This window comes from Cupriavidus sp. OV096 (genome assembly GCF_900115455.1).
Classification (GTDB): domain Bacteria; phylum Pseudomonadota; class Gammaproteobacteria; order Burkholderiales; family Burkholderiaceae; genus Cupriavidus.
On sequence record NZ_FOWM01000001.1, the window covers coordinates 341,077 to 357,560 of the forward strand.

General features: G+C 69.3%; 15 protein-coding genes and 1 tRNA gene. 10 read left to right on the forward strand and 6 right to left on the reverse strand.

What is annotated here, in order from left to right; genetic code table 11:
* Nucleotides 1–2 precede the first annotated feature (2 nt).
* From BM115_RS01570 to gloB, 3 genes are all read right to left on the reverse strand, one after another.
* Complete coding sequence (locus BM115_RS01570) at nucleotides 3–1,895, reverse strand: propionate--CoA ligase (RefSeq protein ID WP_092289831.1); 1,893 nt, start codon at nucleotides 1,893–1,895, stop codon at nucleotides 3–5.
* 185 nt (nucleotides 1,896–2,080) lie between these two features.
* Nucleotides 2,081–3,787 (reverse strand): transglycosylase SLT domain-containing protein, encoded by a 1,707-nt coding sequence (locus BM115_RS01575; protein ID WP_092289833.1) that lies wholly within the window; start codon nucleotides 3,785–3,787, stop codon nucleotides 2,081–2,083.
* A 154-nt stretch (nucleotides 3,788–3,941) separates the two neighbouring features.
* Nucleotides 3,942–4,742 carry a hydroxyacylglutathione hydrolase gene (gene gloB, locus BM115_RS01580; RefSeq protein ID WP_092289835.1) on the reverse strand — a complete coding sequence of 267 codons (801 nt, stop codon included), beginning with the start codon at nucleotides 4,740–4,742 and terminating at the stop codon, nucleotides 3,942–3,944.
* Nucleotides 4,743–4,752: 10 nt separating this feature from the next.
* On the opposite strand from gloB, the gene BM115_RS01585 reads away from it, so the two are divergent.
* The 5 genes from BM115_RS01585 (at nucleotide 4,753) to BM115_RS01605 (ending at nucleotide 7,395) form a co-directional block, all read left to right on the forward strand.
* Nucleotides 4,753–5,547: a class I SAM-dependent methyltransferase gene (locus tag BM115_RS01585; protein WP_092289837.1), complete on the forward strand. Its 795-nt coding sequence runs from the start codon at nucleotides 4,753–4,755 to the stop codon at nucleotides 5,545–5,547.
* Between the two features lie 16 nt (nucleotides 5,548–5,563).
* Entirely contained in the window at nucleotides 5,564–6,001 is a 438-nt protein-coding gene (gene rnhA / locus BM115_RS01590; RefSeq protein ID WP_092289838.1) for a ribonuclease HI, read from the forward strand.
* A gap of 28 nt (nucleotides 6,002–6,029) precedes the next feature.
* A complete protein-coding gene (gene dnaQ, locus BM115_RS01595) occupies nucleotides 6,030–6,755 on the forward strand; it encodes a DNA polymerase III subunit epsilon (protein WP_092290837.1) in 726 nt (241 codons plus the stop codon).
* Nucleotides 6,756–6,871: 116 nt separating this feature from the next.
* A tRNA-Val gene (locus tag BM115_RS01600) sits at nucleotides 6,872–6,946 on the forward strand.
* A gap of 125 nt (nucleotides 6,947–7,071) precedes the next feature.
* Nucleotides 7,072–7,395 carry a YnfA family protein gene (locus BM115_RS01605; protein WP_092289840.1) on the forward strand — a complete coding sequence of 108 codons (324 nt, stop codon included), beginning with the start codon at nucleotides 7,072–7,074 and terminating at the stop codon, nucleotides 7,393–7,395.
* Nucleotides 7,396–7,402: 7 nt separating this feature from the next.
* Here the strand turns inward: BM115_RS01605 and BM115_RS01610 are convergent, their stop codons facing one another.
* The 3 genes from BM115_RS01610 to BM115_RS01620 all read right to left on the reverse strand — a co-directional run bounded on the left by BM115_RS01610 (nucleotide 7,403) and on the right by BM115_RS01620 (nucleotide 11,006).
* Nucleotides 7,403–9,028 (reverse strand): rhodanese-related sulfurtransferase, encoded by a 1,626-nt coding sequence (locus BM115_RS01610; RefSeq protein ID WP_092289842.1) that lies wholly within the window; start codon nucleotides 9,026–9,028, stop codon nucleotides 7,403–7,405.
* A complete protein-coding gene (locus BM115_RS01615; protein WP_092289844.1) occupies nucleotides 9,025–9,657 on the reverse strand; it encodes a cysteine dioxygenase family protein in 633 nt (210 codons plus the stop codon). The genes BM115_RS01610 and BM115_RS01615 overlap by 4 nt, the downstream gene beginning before the upstream one ends.
* 128 nt (nucleotides 9,658–9,785) lie before the next feature.
* On the reverse strand, nucleotides 9,786–11,006 hold the full coding sequence (locus BM115_RS01620) for an acyl-CoA dehydrogenase family protein (RefSeq protein WP_092289845.1): 1,221 nt from the start codon (nucleotides 11,004–11,006) through the stop codon (nucleotides 9,786–9,788).
* A gap of 201 nt (nucleotides 11,007–11,207) precedes the next feature.
* On the opposite strand from BM115_RS01620, the gene BM115_RS01625 reads away from it, so the two are divergent.
* The 5 genes from BM115_RS01625 (at nucleotide 11,208) to BM115_RS01645 (ending at nucleotide 16,436) form a co-directional block, all read left to right on the forward strand.
* Entirely contained in the window at nucleotides 11,208–12,299 is a 1,092-nt protein-coding gene (locus BM115_RS01625; protein ID WP_092289847.1) for an LLM class flavin-dependent oxidoreductase, read from the forward strand.
* Nucleotides 12,300–12,360: 61 nt separating this feature from the next.
* Nucleotides 12,361–13,395 carry an ABC transporter substrate-binding protein gene (locus BM115_RS01630; protein ID WP_092289849.1) on the forward strand — a complete coding sequence of 345 codons (1,035 nt, stop codon included), beginning with the start codon at nucleotides 12,361–12,363 and terminating at the stop codon, nucleotides 13,393–13,395.
* 4 nt (nucleotides 13,396–13,399) lie between these two features.
* A complete protein-coding gene (locus BM115_RS01635; protein ID WP_092289851.1) occupies nucleotides 13,400–14,452 on the forward strand; it encodes an ABC transporter permease in 1,053 nt (350 codons plus the stop codon).
* Entirely contained in the window at nucleotides 14,446–15,258 is an 813-nt protein-coding gene (locus tag BM115_RS01640; protein WP_092289852.1) for an ABC transporter ATP-binding protein, read from the forward strand. Before BM115_RS01635 ends, BM115_RS01640 begins: the two co-directional genes overlap by 7 nt.
* On the forward strand, nucleotides 15,258–16,436 hold the full coding sequence (locus tag BM115_RS01645) for a c-type cytochrome (protein WP_092289854.1): 1,179 nt from the start codon (nucleotides 15,258–15,260) through the stop codon (nucleotides 16,434–16,436). The genes BM115_RS01640 and BM115_RS01645 overlap by 1 nt, the downstream gene beginning before the upstream one ends.
* Nucleotides 16,437–16,484 lie beyond the last annotated feature (48 nt).

The following is a 16,484-nucleotide window of genomic DNA, read 5'->3' on the forward strand; positions in this document are numbered from 1 at the left end:
AGTCAGCCCGCCATGGCGGTCTTGACCTGCTCAAGTGCTGTGGGATCCTCAATTGTGGTCAGGTCGCCGGGGTCGCGGCCCTCGGCCACGGCCTGGATCGCGCGGCGCAGCAACTTGCCGGAACGCGTCTTGGGCAGTGCGTTGACGAAATAGACCCGCGCCGGCCGCGCCACCGCGCCCAGTTGCTGGTCCACCGTCTTCATCAGCTCGCCCTCCAGCGCCTGGCAGTCCGCCGGCGTAGCGGTGCGCGCCGCGTCACGGGCGATGCAGAACGCCATCGCCACCTGCCCCTTGAGCGCGTCCTGCACGCCCACCACGGCCACCTCGGCCACGCCGGCGTGCGAGGACAGGCTTTCCTCGATCTCGCGCGTGCCCAGCCGGTGCCCCGCCACGTTGATCACATCGTCGGTGCGGCCCAGGATAAAGACGTAGCCGTCTTCGTCGCGCACGCCCCAGTCGAAGGTCGAGTAGCACTGGCGATTCGGCACGGCGGACCAGTAGGTCTTCACGAAGCGCGCGTCGTCGCCCCAGATCGTGCTCATGCAGCCCGGCGGCAGCGGATAGTCGATGGCCACCACGCCCTTCTGGTTCGGCGCGCATTCCTCGCCGGTCACCTCATCCACGATGCGCAGGTCGTAGCCATAGGCCGGTACGCCGGGGGAGCCGAGCTTGGGCGGCAGCGGCTCCACGCCGCGCTGGATGGCGATGATCGGCCAGCCGGACTCGGTCTGCCAGTAGTTGTCCACCACGGGCTTGCCGATGCCGTCCTGGATCCAGCGCGCGGTAGGTTCGTCCAGCGGCTCGCCGGCCAGGAACAGCAGCCGCAGGCTGGACAGGTCGTTGCGCCGCAGCAGCGCCGGGTCCTGCTTCTTGAGCACGCGGATCGCCGTGGGCGCGCTGAACATGATGTTCACGCCGTGCTCCGCCACGATCTGCCAGAGGATGCCGCCATCGGGCCGGATCGGCGTGCCTTCGTACATGACCGTGGCCATGCCCGCCAGCAGCGGCGCGTAGACGATGTAGCTGTGCCCCACCACCCAGCCGATATCCGATGCCGTGAACATCGTGTCGCCGGGCTTGCCGCAGAAGATGTATTCCATCGACGTGGCCAGCGCCACCGCATAGCCGCCGGTGTCGCGCTGCACGCCCTTCGGCTTGCCGGTGGTGCCGGAGGTGTAGAGCACGTACGAAGGCTCGCTCGACTCCAGCCACGCGCAGGGCACCACCTGCCCGGCCACGCGCTCGCGCCAGGCGGCGTAGTCCTCGTCGCGGCCAGCGGTGACCGGCATGTCCGCGAGGCCACGATTGACCAGCAGGACCTTGTCGGGATGATGGCCGGCCAGCCGGATCGCCTCGTCCAGCAACGGCTTGTAGGGCACCACCTTGCCGGCGCGGGAGCCCGCGTCGGCGCTGACGATCACGCTCGGCTTGGCATCGTCGATGCGCGCGGCGAGGCTCACCGAGGCAAACCCGCCGAAGACCACCGAATGCACGGCGCCGATGCGGGCGCAGGCCAGCATCGCGAACATCGCCTCGGGAATCATCGGCATGTACACCAGCACGCGGTCGCCCTTGCCCACGCCGAGCCCCTGCAGGATGGCGGCCATGCGCTGCACTTCGTCATGGAGCTGGGCGTAGGTGTAGACGCGCTGCTGGTCCGTCTCCGTCGACACGTAGATCAGCGCGCGCTGGCCGGCGCGGTCCGCCAGATGGCGGTCGATGGCGTTGTGGCAGAGGTTGGTGCGCCCGCCGACGAACCACCGGGCGAAGGGCGGCCGGCTGTCGTCGAGTACCGTTTCGAAGGGCGTTTCCCAGTCGATCCGCTTCGCCTGTTCCGCCCAGAACCCCGCCGGGTCGGACAGCGATCGCGCATGCAGGGCACGGCTTGCCGTCATGGTGTGTCTCCTCCGCCTTATCCGGCGTGTCTTTGGTCGACGACCAGTGTGCCAGCGCGTGCGGCGCCGGTCTATCGGGGGAAATGGGGTGAAGCTCGGGGTGAAGCTGGGGGTGAAACTCGGGGCGAAGACGGCGGGGAAAGAGACGCCGCGCCGCCATGGAAGGGGCGCGGCGTCTCCCGGTCTCAGTGGACCTTGCTCTTGCTGCTGGCGCTGGCCTTGGGCGCCGGCGACGGCTTGGCCTCGCGCACGACCTTGGCCGGCGCGGCCTTGGATGCGGGCTTGGCCGCGCCCTTGCGCGGGGTGGCTTCCACCACCACGCGCTTGCGCGGCTCGGCCTTCTCGGTCTTTTCCGCCTTGGCGGACTTGTTGACGGTGTGGCCCTTGGGCTCCGGCTTGCCACGGGTGGCGGCACGCACCGGGGTGTCGTCATCGTCGTCACGCGCGGCGCGGGCGGCGGCCGGCGAGTTGGGCCGCACCATCAGCACGAGGCTCTGGCCCGCCACAAGCTTGCTGCCCGACAGCTTGTTCCACGACTGCACCTGGCGCGGCGAAACACCGTAGCGGCGCGCCACCGACACCACCGTATCGCGCCGGCTGGCCCGCACGACGATGCGCTTGGCATCGGGCACATCCGGCTCCACGGACAGCATCGCCGTGTCCACCAGCGAGGCGCTGATGTCCTGGTCATGCCGCTCCGAGCGCGGAATCATCACCGTCGAGCCGGCCTTCAGGCGCATGCCCTTGGGAATGCGGTTGATCTCACGCAGCGTGTCCGCATCGACATTGAGCCGCGCGGCCAGCGACTCCACGCGCTCGCGGCTGTCCACGGTCACCGCCGTCCAGCTCGACAGCCCGCCCCGGTACGTATTGAGGTTGAACTGGAAGCGCTCGGCGTTATCGAACGGCAGCAGGATCTGCGGATTGGCCGCGCCGAGGATCACCGGGCGGTTGAACGAGGGGTTCAGCGCCTTGAACTCGTCCAGCGGCATGTTGGCGAGCTTGGCGGCCAGCGCCACGTCGATGTCCCGCGAGGTGGTCACCGTGACGAAATACGGGTGATCGGGGATCTCGGGCAGCTTCACGCCGTACGCGGCCGGGTTGGCGATGATGTTCTTCACCGCCTGCAGCTTGGGCACGTAGTAGCGCGTCTCGTTCGGCATGGTCAGGCTGGCGTAGTCCGTGGGCAGCCCGCGCGCCTGGTTGCGCGCGATGGCCCGCGACACGGCGCCCTCGCCCCAGTTATACGCGGCCAGGGCCAGGTGCCAGTCGCCGAACATGTCGTACAGGCGCGAGAGATAGTCGAGCGCGGCATCCGTGGAAGCCAGCACATCGCGCCGCTCGTCGCGGAACATGTTCTGCTTGAGGTTGTAGGACTTGCCCGTGCTCGGGATGAACTGCCACATGCCGGCCGCCTTGGCCGTGGATTCCGCCTGCGGATTGAACGCGCTCTCCACGAACGGCAGCAGGGCCAGTTCCGTGGGCATCTTGCGCCGCTCCAACTCTTCCACGATGTGGTACAGGTAGCGGCTCGACCGCCCCACCATCCGCTCCATATAGTCAGGGCGTGCCGCGTACCACTGGGTGCGGTCGTCGACCAGCGTGCCCTCGAGGTCCTGCATGGCAAAGCCACGGCGAATGCGGTCCCAGATATCGTTCGACGGGCCGCGCAGCCAGTCGAGGCTGACCTGGTCCACGTTGACCACGGTGGTGCTGGCCAGCGAGCCGGCCCTGCCGGTGCTGTTGAGCGTATTGAGCGGGTCCTTGGGCGGACCGGATTCGAGGGCGGTCGTCGTGCCGGCCATCTCGCCGGCGGGCGGGGTGGGTGTGCTGGCGCAGGCTGCAACCAGCGCCGCACACGCAACTACCGCCAGAAATCGACCAAATTGCATGAATTTCTCTGAAGTGACGCCAAAAAAGGTGGCCCGATCCTATGGAAAAGCCCCGTTGGCGTCAATGAGATTTTCCCGCGATCGGCCGATCTGCCGGCCTGTTTCGGACAAATTCGATGTCCTTTTCGATCCCTCCCCGCGCGCCGGCCCGGGGTCAGCGGAAGTTGTCCTTCCAGCCGCGCAGCGCGCCGAAAGCCGCCGCGTCGGTACTCATATCCGCCCCCTGGGCCTGGACGGCCCGGCGCACTGCCGGCTCGCGCGAGCGCAGGAACGGATTGACCGCGCGCTCGTGCGCCACGGTAGTCGGCACGGTGGGCGTGCCAGCTTCGCGCAGCGCATCCACGCGGGCCGCCCAGGCGGCGAGGTCCGCATTGGCCGGCTCCACCGCCTGCGCAAAGCGCACATTGCTGCGCGTGTACTCGTGGGCACAGTAGACGCGGGTGTCGCCCGGCAGCGCGGCGAGCTTGTCCAGCGAGGCCAGCATCTGCGCCGGCGTGCCCTCGAACAGCCGCCCGCAGCCGCTGGCGAACAGGGTGTCGCCGCAGAAGACCACCGGGCCGGCGCCGGGCAGGTCGCCCGCATAGGCCACATGGCCGGCGGTGTGCCCCGGTACGTCGATCACCCGGAAGGTGGCAGCCGGATGGCGCAGCGTCACCGTGTCGCCCTCGCGCACCGCCTGGGTGCGGTGGCCGATACGTTCGCCGGCCGGCCCGACCACCGGCACCGGGGCGCCATCGGGCCCCTTGGGATGGTCCGCCAGCAGGTCCGCCACCCCACCCTGGTGATCGCCATGGTGATGGGTGATTACAATAGCGCCCAGTGCCAGCCCGCGCTCGGCCAGGAATCGCGCCACGGGCGCAGCCTCGCCGGGGTCGACGATGGCGGCGCTATGCCCGTCATGGATCGCCCAGATATAGTTGTCCTGGAATGCGGGGATTGGCTCCACTTTCAACATGAGTGCTCCTATGTCCAACCGACCGATTATAGATTGGGAAGAATGGCTCGCCTCGCCGCCCGGCCAGTACGTGCTGGAATGGGAGTCGCGCCAGTACGACCAGGTCGTGGCGGACATCTTCGGCTATCACGCCGTGCAGATGGGCCTGCCCGCCATCGACACGCTGCGCGAGAACCGTATGCCGTTCTCGGCACTGGCGCTGGACGGCCGCGCCGGCCCCCACGGCCCGCGCGACGCCCATCCGGACGCCCGCCAACTGTTGTGCCGCTTCGACGAGCTGCCGTTCGACACCCAGAGCATCGACCTCGTCACCCTGCCCCACATCCTGGAATTCTCGGAAGATCCGCACGAAGTGCTGCGCGAGGTCTCCCGCGTGCTGATGCCCGAAGGCCGCATCGTGGTGACCTGCTTCAACCCGATGAGCCTGTGGGGCGCCCGCCAGGGCCTGAACCGGCTCGGCGCCCTGCCCTTCCTGCCCAGCGACGCCCAGACCATGGGTTTCGTTCGCATCAAGGACTGGCTCAAGCTGCTCGGGTTCGATATCATTCGCGGCCGCTTTGGCTGCTACTGCCCGCCCTACCGCACCGAGCGCTGGCTGCAACGCAGCGCGTTCATGGAGAAGGCCGGCGACCGCTGGTGGCCCATCTTCGGCGCCGTCTACATGATCTCGGCGGTCAAGCGGGTGAAGAACATCCGACTCGTCGGCCCGGCCTGGAAAAGTCCGAAATCCGCGCTGGCGCCAGTCTCCGCCCCGGTGGCCACGCCCACCGGCACGCACGGCAAGACGCCGCGCGACCATCGCTGAACCCATCGACCACGCCATGCAAGAAGTTACGATTTACTCCGACGGTGCCTGCAAGGGCAACCCCGGCCCCGGCGGCTGGGGCGCCGTGCTCATCGCGGGCACCCATGAGAAAGAACTGTTCGGCGGCGAGAACCCGACCACCAACAACCGCATGGAGCTGATGGCCGTGATCGAGGCGCTGCGCTCCCTGAAGCGTCCGTGCGTGGTCCAGGTCTATACGGACTCGCAATACGTCCAGAAAGGCATCAGCGAGTGGATCACCGGCTGGAAGGCGCGCGGCTGGAAGACGGCCGACAAGAAGCCGGTGAAGAACGCCGACCTGTGGCAGCAACTCGACGAAGCGCGCCAGCCGCACACCATCTCCTGGCACTGGGTGCGCGGCCACAATGGCCACCCGGGCAACGAGCGGGCCGACGCGCTGGCGAATCGCGGCGTGGCGTCCATCGCCGTGTAACCACCCCGTCTCCGTTAGAATGCCCGCCATGCGACAGATCGTTCTCGACACCGAAACCACCGGCCTGAACCACGCCACCGGCGATCGCCTGATCGAAATTGGCTGCGTGGAACTGGTGAACCGGCGCCTGACCGGCCGCCACCTGCACTACTACGTCAACCCCGAGCGCGACATCCACGAGGACGCCATCGCCGTCCACGGCATCACGCTCGATTTCCTGGCCGACAAGCCGAAATTCGCCGAAGTCGTCCACGACATCCGCGAATTCGTGCAGGACGCCGAGTTGATCATCCACAACGCGGCGTTCGACCTGGGCTTCCTCGACATGGAATTCCAGCGGCTGGGCCACCAGCCCTTCCGCTCGCACGCCGCCAACGTGATCGATACGCTGCGCGAGGCGCGCCAGATGTTCCCGGGCAAGCGGAATTCGCTCGATGCTCTGTGCGACCGCCTCGGCATCAGCAACGCCCACCGCACCCTGCACGGCGCCTTGCTGGACGCGGAACTGCTCGCCGAGGTCTACCTGGCCATGACGCGCGGCCAGAACTCGCTGGTCATCGACATGCTCGACGCCGGCCCCCACGGCGCCGGCGCCCAGGCCGCGGCGGACCTCTCCGCCCTGACCCTGCCCGTGCTGCTGGCCACCGACGACGAAGTCACCGCCCACATGGGCGTGCTGAAGGAGCTCGACAAGGCCAGCGGCGGCAAGACCGTCTGGCAGGACGCCGCCGAAGCGACGCCGACGCTGCAGTAACCCGCGAAGTTTTTCGCGGAATGCCGAAAAAAGGGCTTTACAAGATACTGCGGCATCTGCATAATCTCGTTTCTCCACTGCACGACGTCACGCAACAACGACGCCGACGCAGCAAGGGGTGGTTAGCTCAGCGGTAGAGCACTGCCTTCACACGGCAGGGGTCACAGGTTCAATCCCTGTACCACCCACCAGAATACGGTGACCAAAAAGGATCTGAGGCGAAAGCCCAGGTCCTTTTTGCTTTGGGGCGCCGCCGAAGTTGATGCACGGTGCCCTCTGGCACAATCGCGCCATCCCGTCCGCTTTCCCTCCCTAAATGCTCCGCCTCACCCTTCTCTTCGCCATCACCGCTGTTGCCGAGATCGTCGGTTGCTACCTACCGTGGCTGGTGCTCAAGCAGGGGAAGAGCGCGCTGCTGCTAATCCCTGCCGCAATTTCCCTCGCCCTGTTCGCCTGGCTGCTAACCCTCCACCCCACCGCTGCCGGGCGGACGTATGCCGCCTATGGCGGCATGTATATCGTCGTGGCGCTGGTGTGGTTGCGGGTGGTGGATGGGGTGCGGCTGACGAGTTGGGATGTGGCCGGCGCGGTGGTGTGCCTTGCCGGCATGGCGTTGATTGCGTTGCAGCCGCGGGCTTAGCCCGTCGTCAAACCACCTCGAAGAAGTGCGTGCCGTCGCGGTCGAGTTGGGCGATGAGGCCGAATTCCCAGTCGAGGTAGGCCTGCATGGCGGCCGATGCGTTGTCGGTGCCTTCGTACGGGCGGCGGTAGCGGTCGGTTCTCGGCACGGCGAGGCGGGTTTCGCCGGATTCCAGCGGCAGGCCAGCGTCGATCCAGGCCGTGGTGCCACCTTCCAGCACCACCACCTGCGCCGATGTGAGCCGCTTCAGGTCCGCCGCCGCAAAGCGGGCGAGCTGGCTGGTGCCGCAGGTCAGCACATAGCGTTTTGCCGGAGGGATCGTCGCCAGCGCCTGCGCCAGTTGGGCGCGGATGGCAAACCAGGCGCCTGGGATATGGCGCTTGACGTAATTGGCGCTGGCCGTCACGTCGAGCACGGCGATGTCGCCCTCGCTCGCATCCTCTAGCCATTTCGCGAGTTCGGCTGGCGAGACGGAATCGACGGCATCCGCTTCCGGCACCGGCGCCGCCGACGTGCCGCGCTCGCTGCGAGCATGTTCGCCCGCCGGCTCCACCACGAATACTTCCCAGCCCATCTGCGCCAGCCACGAAGCCGTCATGTCGGCGCGCACGCCGTGGTCGTCGTCGGCCAGCACGATCCGTGCGCCGCGCACCGGGGCGCTGTGGTCGGTTTCCTGCACCAGCTGGCCGCCCGGCGCGCTGGCGAAGCCCGGCAGGTGGCCATCGGCGTATTCCTCGGGCGTGCGGACGTCGAAGCGGTACAGCGTCCGCCCCGGCTGGGCCAGCGTCGCCACGGCGTCGTGGGCAATCCGTTGCACGCCGGCCTTGTCGGCAATCGCCCGGGCGCCGCTACGGGCCCGCTCGCGGTGGGCGGCGTCCACCGCCACCGGCGCGCGCCGGCTGGCGCCGTGGTCGAGGGTCTGCCCCGCCAGCGTCCAGCCGATGGTGCCGTTGCGCAGCGCCGCCACCGGGTTCGGCAGGCCGGCATTGATCAAGGATTGCGTGCCGATGATGCTGCGCGTCCGGCCCGCGCAGTTCACGATGACCCGCGTCTGCGGGTCCGGCGCCAGTTCCCGCACGCGCAACACCAGTTCCGCGCCGGGCAGGCTGGTGGCCGTGGGGATGCTCATGGTCTGGTATTCGTCGAAGCGGCGCGCGTCCACGATGACCACATCGGCACGTTCGTCGATGAGCGCCTGCACTTCCTGCGCGGCCAGTGACGGCGTATGGCGCTTCGCCTCCACCAGCTCGCCGAACGACTTGCTCGGCACATTCACGTCGCGGAACACCTCGCCGCCGGCGGCGATCCAGGCCGCCAGCCCGCCGTCCAGCCGCGACACATCCGTATAGCCCAACCCGTGCAGCACCGCCGCCGCGCGCGGCGCCAGATCCTCACCGGCATGCTCGCCATAGACGACGATCCGCGTGTCGCGGCGCGGAATCCGTCGCCACGCTTCCAGTTCGAGCTTCGAGAGCGGGAAGTTCGCCGCCCAGAGCGGATGCTCCTGGGCGTAGGGGTCTTCCTCGCGCACGTCGATCAGCGCGATCTCGGCGCGGCCGAGCAGCGCCTGCCGCACGGACAGGCTGGAGACGGCGGGAAACACGGCGGGAATGACGGAGGGCAAAGCGGTCATGACGAAACGGGTTCCTTCGATCGATCCCAGGGATTGGGCAGGGTGGAATTGGAATAGCCGGAGATAAACGGCTTGCGCTCGCCCGCCTCCGGGTAGACGTGCCGCCGCACCGCGCCGATATTGGCGCCGTACACGTGGATGCTGATGGAGACGCGGTCCTCGTAGGCGTTGTGCACACGGTGGATGTCCCCCACCGTGGGCGACACCGCCTCCACGTGGCCCGGCTCCAGCCGCGTGGCCGCGCCGTCCAACTGCGGGCGGCCTTCGGCATCGATCCGGTACGGCTGCGAATACTCGGCCCCGCGCAGCATGCCGATCAGCCCCCAGACCGTGTGGTCGTGGATGGGCGTGCGCTGCCCCGGCCCCCAGACAAAGCTGACGATCGAGAACCGCTCGGCGGAATCGCAATGGAGCAGGACCTGCTGGTAGTACTCAGGGTGCGGCTGGGCGAAGGCGTCGGGCAGCCAGTCGTCGCGCGCCACCAGCGTGGCAAGCAGCGCGCCGCCTTCGGCCAGGATGCGGGGCTCATCGGGCTGCTGGTCGAGCAGCGCCGAGAGGCCGGTGATGAACTCGCGCAGCGGCGTGAGCGTACGCGCTGGGTGCGTGGGGTGTGTCAGGGCGTCGTGCATCCCGTGTCTCCTCGGTGGTCCGCGCGGTGATCCCGTTCGGTGGGCCGTCTGTGGATGGCGACGATCGCTGCGGCCCTGTCTCGAACAGCGGCCTTAAACATAGCACGAAGCCATCGTTCCGATATGGGTCAACCGGCCAGCGCGGCGCGGCCGGCGGCGGTCAGGATGGCGTCGTTCTGCGGCGTGTGGATGCGGCTGCAAAGCACATCGCGATAGTGCCGTTCGAGCGGATTGTTGCGGCTCAGGCCGTGATTGCCCGACAGCTGCAGCGCCAGCTCCACCGCCCGGATCGCATTGCCGGTGACGGTGTACTTCAGCAGCCCGCTGTCCGTCGCCGAGGCCGGCGTGCCGGCATCGGCCCGCGCGGCGGCATCGTCGAGCAACACCTGGTTGGTACGGAGCAGCGCGGCGATCTCGCCGATGGTCTCCTGCACGCGCGGCAGGGTGGCGAGCGGCGCACCCAGGCTGCCCGGCGCACGGTCCTGCACGAAGCTGCGGATCCAGTCGAAGCCGGCCCGCGCCACGGCGTCGTAGAGCGTGCCGAGCAGGCCCACCATCCACGCCTGCTGGTCGGCATTGGCATCCACGTCGGCCTGGCTGGCCCCGGCTGGCGCCCAGGCCTCGGGCCGGCGGATGTCCACCGCATGGTCGAGCGGAATCCACACGTCCTCGAACACGGTTTCATGGCTGCCGGACGCGCGCAGGCCGAGGTGATTCCAGCTCTCCACCACGCGGATGCCCGGCGTGTCGGCCGATGGCTTCGGCACCAGGAAGATGCCCACGCGCGGCTCCGGCTCGTGCGTGCGGCCCCACACGGCCAGCCAGCGCAGCGCCGGAATGCCGGTGGTGTAGAGCTTGTGGCCGCGAATGCGCCAGCGGTCGCCAACGCGCGTGGCGACGGTGCCCGGCAGGCCGCCGCGCGCCGGCGAGCCGAGTTCCGGCTCCACGCGCAGCGAGTTGATCAGCGCGCCCTCTTCCACCGCGCTGGCGAAGACCTCGCGGCGCACCACCTCGGGCCAGCGCGAATCGGCCCGGCCGATGGCGCGATGCTGGAGATAGGTCATGGTCAGGACAAGCGCCGTGGCCGGGTCGCCGGCCGCCACGGCCGCGATGATCCGGCGTGCCTCCGCCAGCCCCGCCCCACCACCGCCGTAGTCGCGCGGCACCACCTGGGCGATCAGGCCATGTTCGTGCAGCAGCTCGAAGTTCGCGTGCGGGAAGCTGCCGTCTGCGTCATGGCGCGCGGCGGTGGTAGCCAGCCGGGCGGTCAGCGTCGCCAGCAACTCGGCCAGCCGGGGCTCGCTCGCAGGCAGGCGGCGCAGGGTGGTACGCGGGGAAGTCGAAGCCATGATGGGGGATCTCGGGAAAGCATCGTGCGATGAGTGCCGCATAGCGTACCGCGCGCCCGCCGCGCCGATAACGACGCATATCGCATATCGAGCGACGGTTTCTGCCGCATATCGAGCCGCGTTTTTATTCGTTTGGGGCCACCGCCCGCCGGGCGTACTTTGCTCGTCATTCCTGACACCGCCCGCAAGGAGGCCCGCGCCATGAGCGTCGATTTCATCGGCATGATCCAGAGCCAGAAGCAGTCCGAGATCCATCCGCCCTCGGGCCCCGTGATCGACCGCGACTATGTGCGCGCGTTCGCCCAGGCCCATGAGCAGGCCGGGTTCGACCGCGTCCTGGTGCCGCACCACTCCACCGGCCCGTCGGCCACGCTGACGATTGCCTACGCGGCGGCCGTGACCGAGCGCATCCACTTCATGCTGGCGCACCGCCCCGGTTTCACGGCGCCGACGCTGGCGGCGCGCCAGATCGCCACGCTCGACCAGTTCAGCGGCGGCCGGCTGGGGGTGCACTTCATCTCGGGCGGCTCCGACAGCGAGCAGGCGCGCGACGGCGATTTCCTCGATCACGACCAGCGCTACGCGCGCACGGACGAGTACCTGGGCATCCTGCGGCGCATCTGGACCGAGGACAAGCCGTTCGACCACGACGGCGAGTTCTACCGCTTCACGCAGGGCTTCTCGGAGGTCAAGCCGGCCCAGAAACCGCATGTGCCGATCTACTTCGGCGGCGCGTCCGAGGCGGCGCTGACCGTGGCGGGCAAGCATGCCGATGTCTACGCGCTGTGGGGCGAATCGCTCGACCAGGTGCGCGAACTGACTACCCGCGTGCGGGCGGAAGCCGCCAAGCACGGGCGCGAGGTGCGCTTCTCGGTGTCGTTCCGCCCGGTGCTGGCGGAGACCGAAGAGAAAGCGTGGGCGCGTGCCGACAGCATCCTCGAACGGACCCGCGCGCTGCGCGTGCAGGCCGGCTACAGCCGGGGCGGCCCGCAGCAGAGCGAAGGCGCGCGCCGCCTGCTGGCCGCCGCCGAACAGGGCGATCGCGTGGACCAGCGCCTCTGGACCGCCATCGCCCGCGAGACCGGCGGCCGCTCCAACTCCACCGGGCTGGTCGGCACGCCCGAACAGGTGGCGGAGGCCCTGCTGGCTTACTACGACGTCGGCGTGACCACCTTCCTGATCCGCGGCTTCGACCCGCTGGAGGACGCCATCGACTACGGCCGCGAGCTGATTCCACGCGTACGGGAGCTGGTGGCACGCCGCGATGCGGAAGCCAGCCGCAAGGCCGCCTGAGGCCGCCTGAGGCCACCTGCGCCTGCGCCCAACAACAACGAAAACGGGGAGTTTCCACACCATGAGCCAATCCAACGAATCGAATCCGCCCAACCTGCCACAGCCCAACACCCGCCGACGCGGCGTGCTGCGGCTGGCCGGCAGTGCCGCCCTCGCCGCCCCGGCGCTGATCCTGGGCCGGCAGGCGTGGTCGGCGCCGCGCAAGCTCACCTTCGCGTGGAACCAGAATTCGTTCTGCCTGACGCCCATCGTGGTGGCGCAGGAGCGCGGCTTCTTCGAGAAGAACGGCCTGCAGGTGGATCTGATCAACTACAGCGGCTCCACGGACCAGCTGCTGGAGTCGATTGCCACCGGCAAGGCGGATGCGGCGGTGGGCATGATCCACCGCTGGCTCAAGCCGCTGGAAGCCGGCTTCGACGTCAAGATCATCGGTAGCTCCCACGGCGGCTGCGTGCGGCTGGTGGGGGCCAAGGCGGCGGGGGTGACCAACCTCCAGGCGCTCAAGGGCAAGACCGTGGGCGTGAGCGACCTGGCCGCGCCGGGCAAGCACTTCTTCACGATCCTGCTGGCCAAGAATGGCATCGACCCCGACCGCGACATCACCTGGCGCCAGTACCCGGCCGACCTGCTCGGCGTGGCCGTCGACAAGGGCGAGATCCAGGCGATTGCCGATGGCGACCCCAATCTCTACCTGCTGGAGAAACGCACCAACGGCGCCTACGTGGAGCTGGCCACCAACCTGACCGGCGAGTACGCGCGCAAGGTCTGCTGCGTGGTCGGCGCCCGGGGCGATCTGGTCCGCAACGACAAGCCGGCCGCCGCCGCACTCGCGCGGTCCATCGTGCAGGCCACGGATTTCGTCAACGAGAACCCGAACGAGGCCGCGAAGATCTTCGCCAAGTACTCGCCCAAGATCAGCCCGGACGATCTGCGCAAGCTCTACGCCACGCTGACCTACACCCACCACCCCACCGGCGTGGACCTGCAGGAGGAAATCGCCTTCTATGCCGACGACTTCCGCAAGATCGGCGTGCTGAAGAAGTCCACCGACGCGAAGCGGCTGGCGCAGCACGTCTACGCCAACGTACTGGGATGATGCGATGACCACAACGAGTCCCTCCACGCTCGACACCCGGCATGCCTCGCTCGCCGCTAACGCGCCACGCCAGGCCGCCGTGGCCCGGCCGGGCCGCCTCTGGCCCACCGGCCTCCTGGCCGCGCTGGCCTGGGCCGCGTTCGGCGCCATCACCTGGCGCTGGCCGAACAAGGTGGCCGGCTTCACCGACTGGGCCTACACCGAGGAACTCGGCATCGCCGCGCTGGTGGTCGCTGCCGCGCTGGCCGGGCTGGCGCTGGCGGGATCGCGCCTCCCCCCGCTGCACCGCACGCTGGCCACCCTGCGCCCCACCGGGCCGTGGCTGGTGGCGTTGCCGCTCGGCTTCCTCGGCTGGGAAATTCTCACCGCCAAGGCCGCGCTGCTGCCCACGCCGTTCTTCGCGCCGCCGCAGGCCCTGATCGAGGTCTATGTGGATGACTGGCGCCGCCTGGGCGACAGTGTCCTCAACACCATCCGCCTGCTGGGGCTGGGCGTGGCCTATGGCGGCGTGGCGGGCTTCCTGATCGGCGTGTCGATTGGCTGGTCGCGGCGCATCGGCTACTGGGTGCACCCGGTGCTGCGCGTGCTGGGTCCGCTGCCCTCCACCGCCCTGCTGCCGCTGACCTTCTACTTCTTCCCGTCGAGCTACTCGGCCGCCGTGTTCCTGATTGCGCTGGCCACCGCGTTCCCCGTGGCGGTGCTCACATGGTCCGGCGTGGCGAGCGTCAACAAGAGCTATTACGACGTGGCGCGCACGCTGGGCGCCTCCGGCTGGTTCCTGGTGCTGCGCGTGGCGATTCCGGCCGCGCTGCCGCAGGTCTTCGTCGGCCTGTTCATGGGGCTGGGCGCGTCGTTCTCGGTGCTGGTAACGGCCGAGATGATGGGCGTGAAGTCCGGGCTGGGCTGGTACCTCACCTGGGCGCAGGGCTGGGCTTCGTACGTGAACATGTACGCCGCGCTGATCGTGATGGCGCTGCTGTTCTCGAGCGTCATCACGCTGTTGTTCGCCGTGCGCGACCGCGCGCTCTCGTGGCAGAAAGGAACTGTGAAATGGTAGCCGTGCTGGAACGTGAACCCGTGGCGGAAGCACCGGCGGCCCAGGCCAGCGCCGGGGCCCGCATCGACATCCGCAACGTCAGCCATGACTTTGGCGATGCCGGCCAGCGCCTGCCCGTATTGGACAACGTGAACCTGAGCGTGGCGCCCGGCGAGTTCGTGGCGCTGCTGGGGCCGAGCGGCTGCGGCAAGTCCACGCTGCTGCGGCTGGTGGCGGGGCTGGATGCGCCCACGTCCGGCCAGATCCTGCAGGACGGCACGCCGATCACCGAGCCCGATCCGTCGCGCATCGTGGTCTTCCAGGACCCCACGCTCTTCCCGTGGCGCCGCGTGCGCGCCAACGTGGCGCTCGGCCTGCAGGCACGCGGCATCGCCCGGCAGGAGGGGCATCGCGTGGACGAGGCGCTGCGGCGCGTGGGGCTGGAAGCCTTCGACCGCGCGTTTCCGCACCAGCTCTCCGGTGGCATGGCGCAGCGCGTGGCGCTGGCCCGCGCGCTGGTCAACGACCCGCGCCTGCTCGTGCTCGACGAACCGCTCGGCAAGCTGGACTCCCTGACGCGCCTGACCATGCAGAGCGATCTCGTCGAACTGTGGCAGCGCGCGCGGTTCTCGGCCCTGCTGGTCACGCACGATGTGGAGGAGGCGCTGTTCCTGGCCCAGCGCGTGATCGTCTTCAGCCAGCGGCCGGCGCGCATCACGGCGGAGATCGTGGTGGACCTGCCCTACCCGCGCCATCGCGGCGATCCGCGCCTGACTGCGCTGCGGCATGAAGCGCTGCGCCATCTGGGGCTCGATGCCAGCTGGTGATGGGTGCTTCGGTCTGGCTCAACAACCTGCTGGCGGGGCTGCAGGCGGCGCAGCTTGCGCTGCTGCGGCTCTGCCACGCGCTGGGCCTGACGGGCGATAGCCACGGCCAGCCGGCGTGGCCGTGGGCACGGCGCATTGCCGGCGAGACGCTGCTGATCGATCCCGGGCTGGCCCGGCAACTGGCGTGGAGCCTCGTGGCGATGGCATTCGCGCTGCTCGCGCTGATGTTGGCGCTGGCATGGCGACGGGGCCGGCTGGCCTCGTTCGGCGCCGGCGCGCTCGCCCTGATCCTCGCTCCATGGCCGGCGCCCGACCTCGTCCTCGGCCCCGCCGCCCCCACCAGCTTCCACGTCAGTCCTACCCGCTTCGCCGTGGCCTCCATCGCGCGGGGTGAACGGGTCTATACCCAGCACTGCGCGGCCTGCCATGGCGACGATGGCCGGGGCGAGGGGCCGCTGGCGGCGTCGCTGTCGCGCTGGCCGCCGACGCTCGCCGGCCCGCTGCTGGGCCGCCGCGCCGATGGCGAACTGTTCTGGCATATCGTGGCCGGCATGCGGGGCCGCGACGGCCAGCCGACCATGCCCACGTTCGGCGCCACGCTGAGCGACGCCGATGTCTGGGCCGTCATCGACTATATGAAGGCGCTGTCCGCCGGCACCGGCGCGCGCCTGCAGGGGACGTGGCCCACGGCGCTGGCCCTGCCGGACATGCCCGTGCAATGCGAAGGCGCGGCGCCCCGCTCGCTGGCCGACTGGCGCGGGACGCAGCGGGTGCGGCTGGTGGCCGTGGATAGCCGCGCGGCGCTGCCGATGGAGGACCCGCGCTTCCTGACCCTGCTGGTGACGCCGGATGGCCACGCGCCCGCCGAGGTGCCGCAGTTCCGGGCCGGCTGCGTCGCCGCCGCGTCCGAGGCGTGGGCGGTGATGGCGCGCATTGCCGGCGTGTCCCCGGCGGCCTTGCCGGGCACCGCCCTGCTGAGCGACCGCCAGGGCTGGCTGCGGGCCCGAGGGGCGCCGGGGCAGGCCGCGTGGCGCGAATCGGACCTGCTGTGCACGTCCGGGGGACCGCGCCAGTCTCCGGATCCATCGGTCGATGCCCCCGTCGATGGCCTGACCGCCCTGCTGCTGCGCATGGACGCCGAGCCGGTCCGCTTCATCAAGGGCGGCTTCGTCCATTAGCCCGGGGGCTTTTGCACTTTCAGAATCGTCTCAAAGACAGCAGCGGGC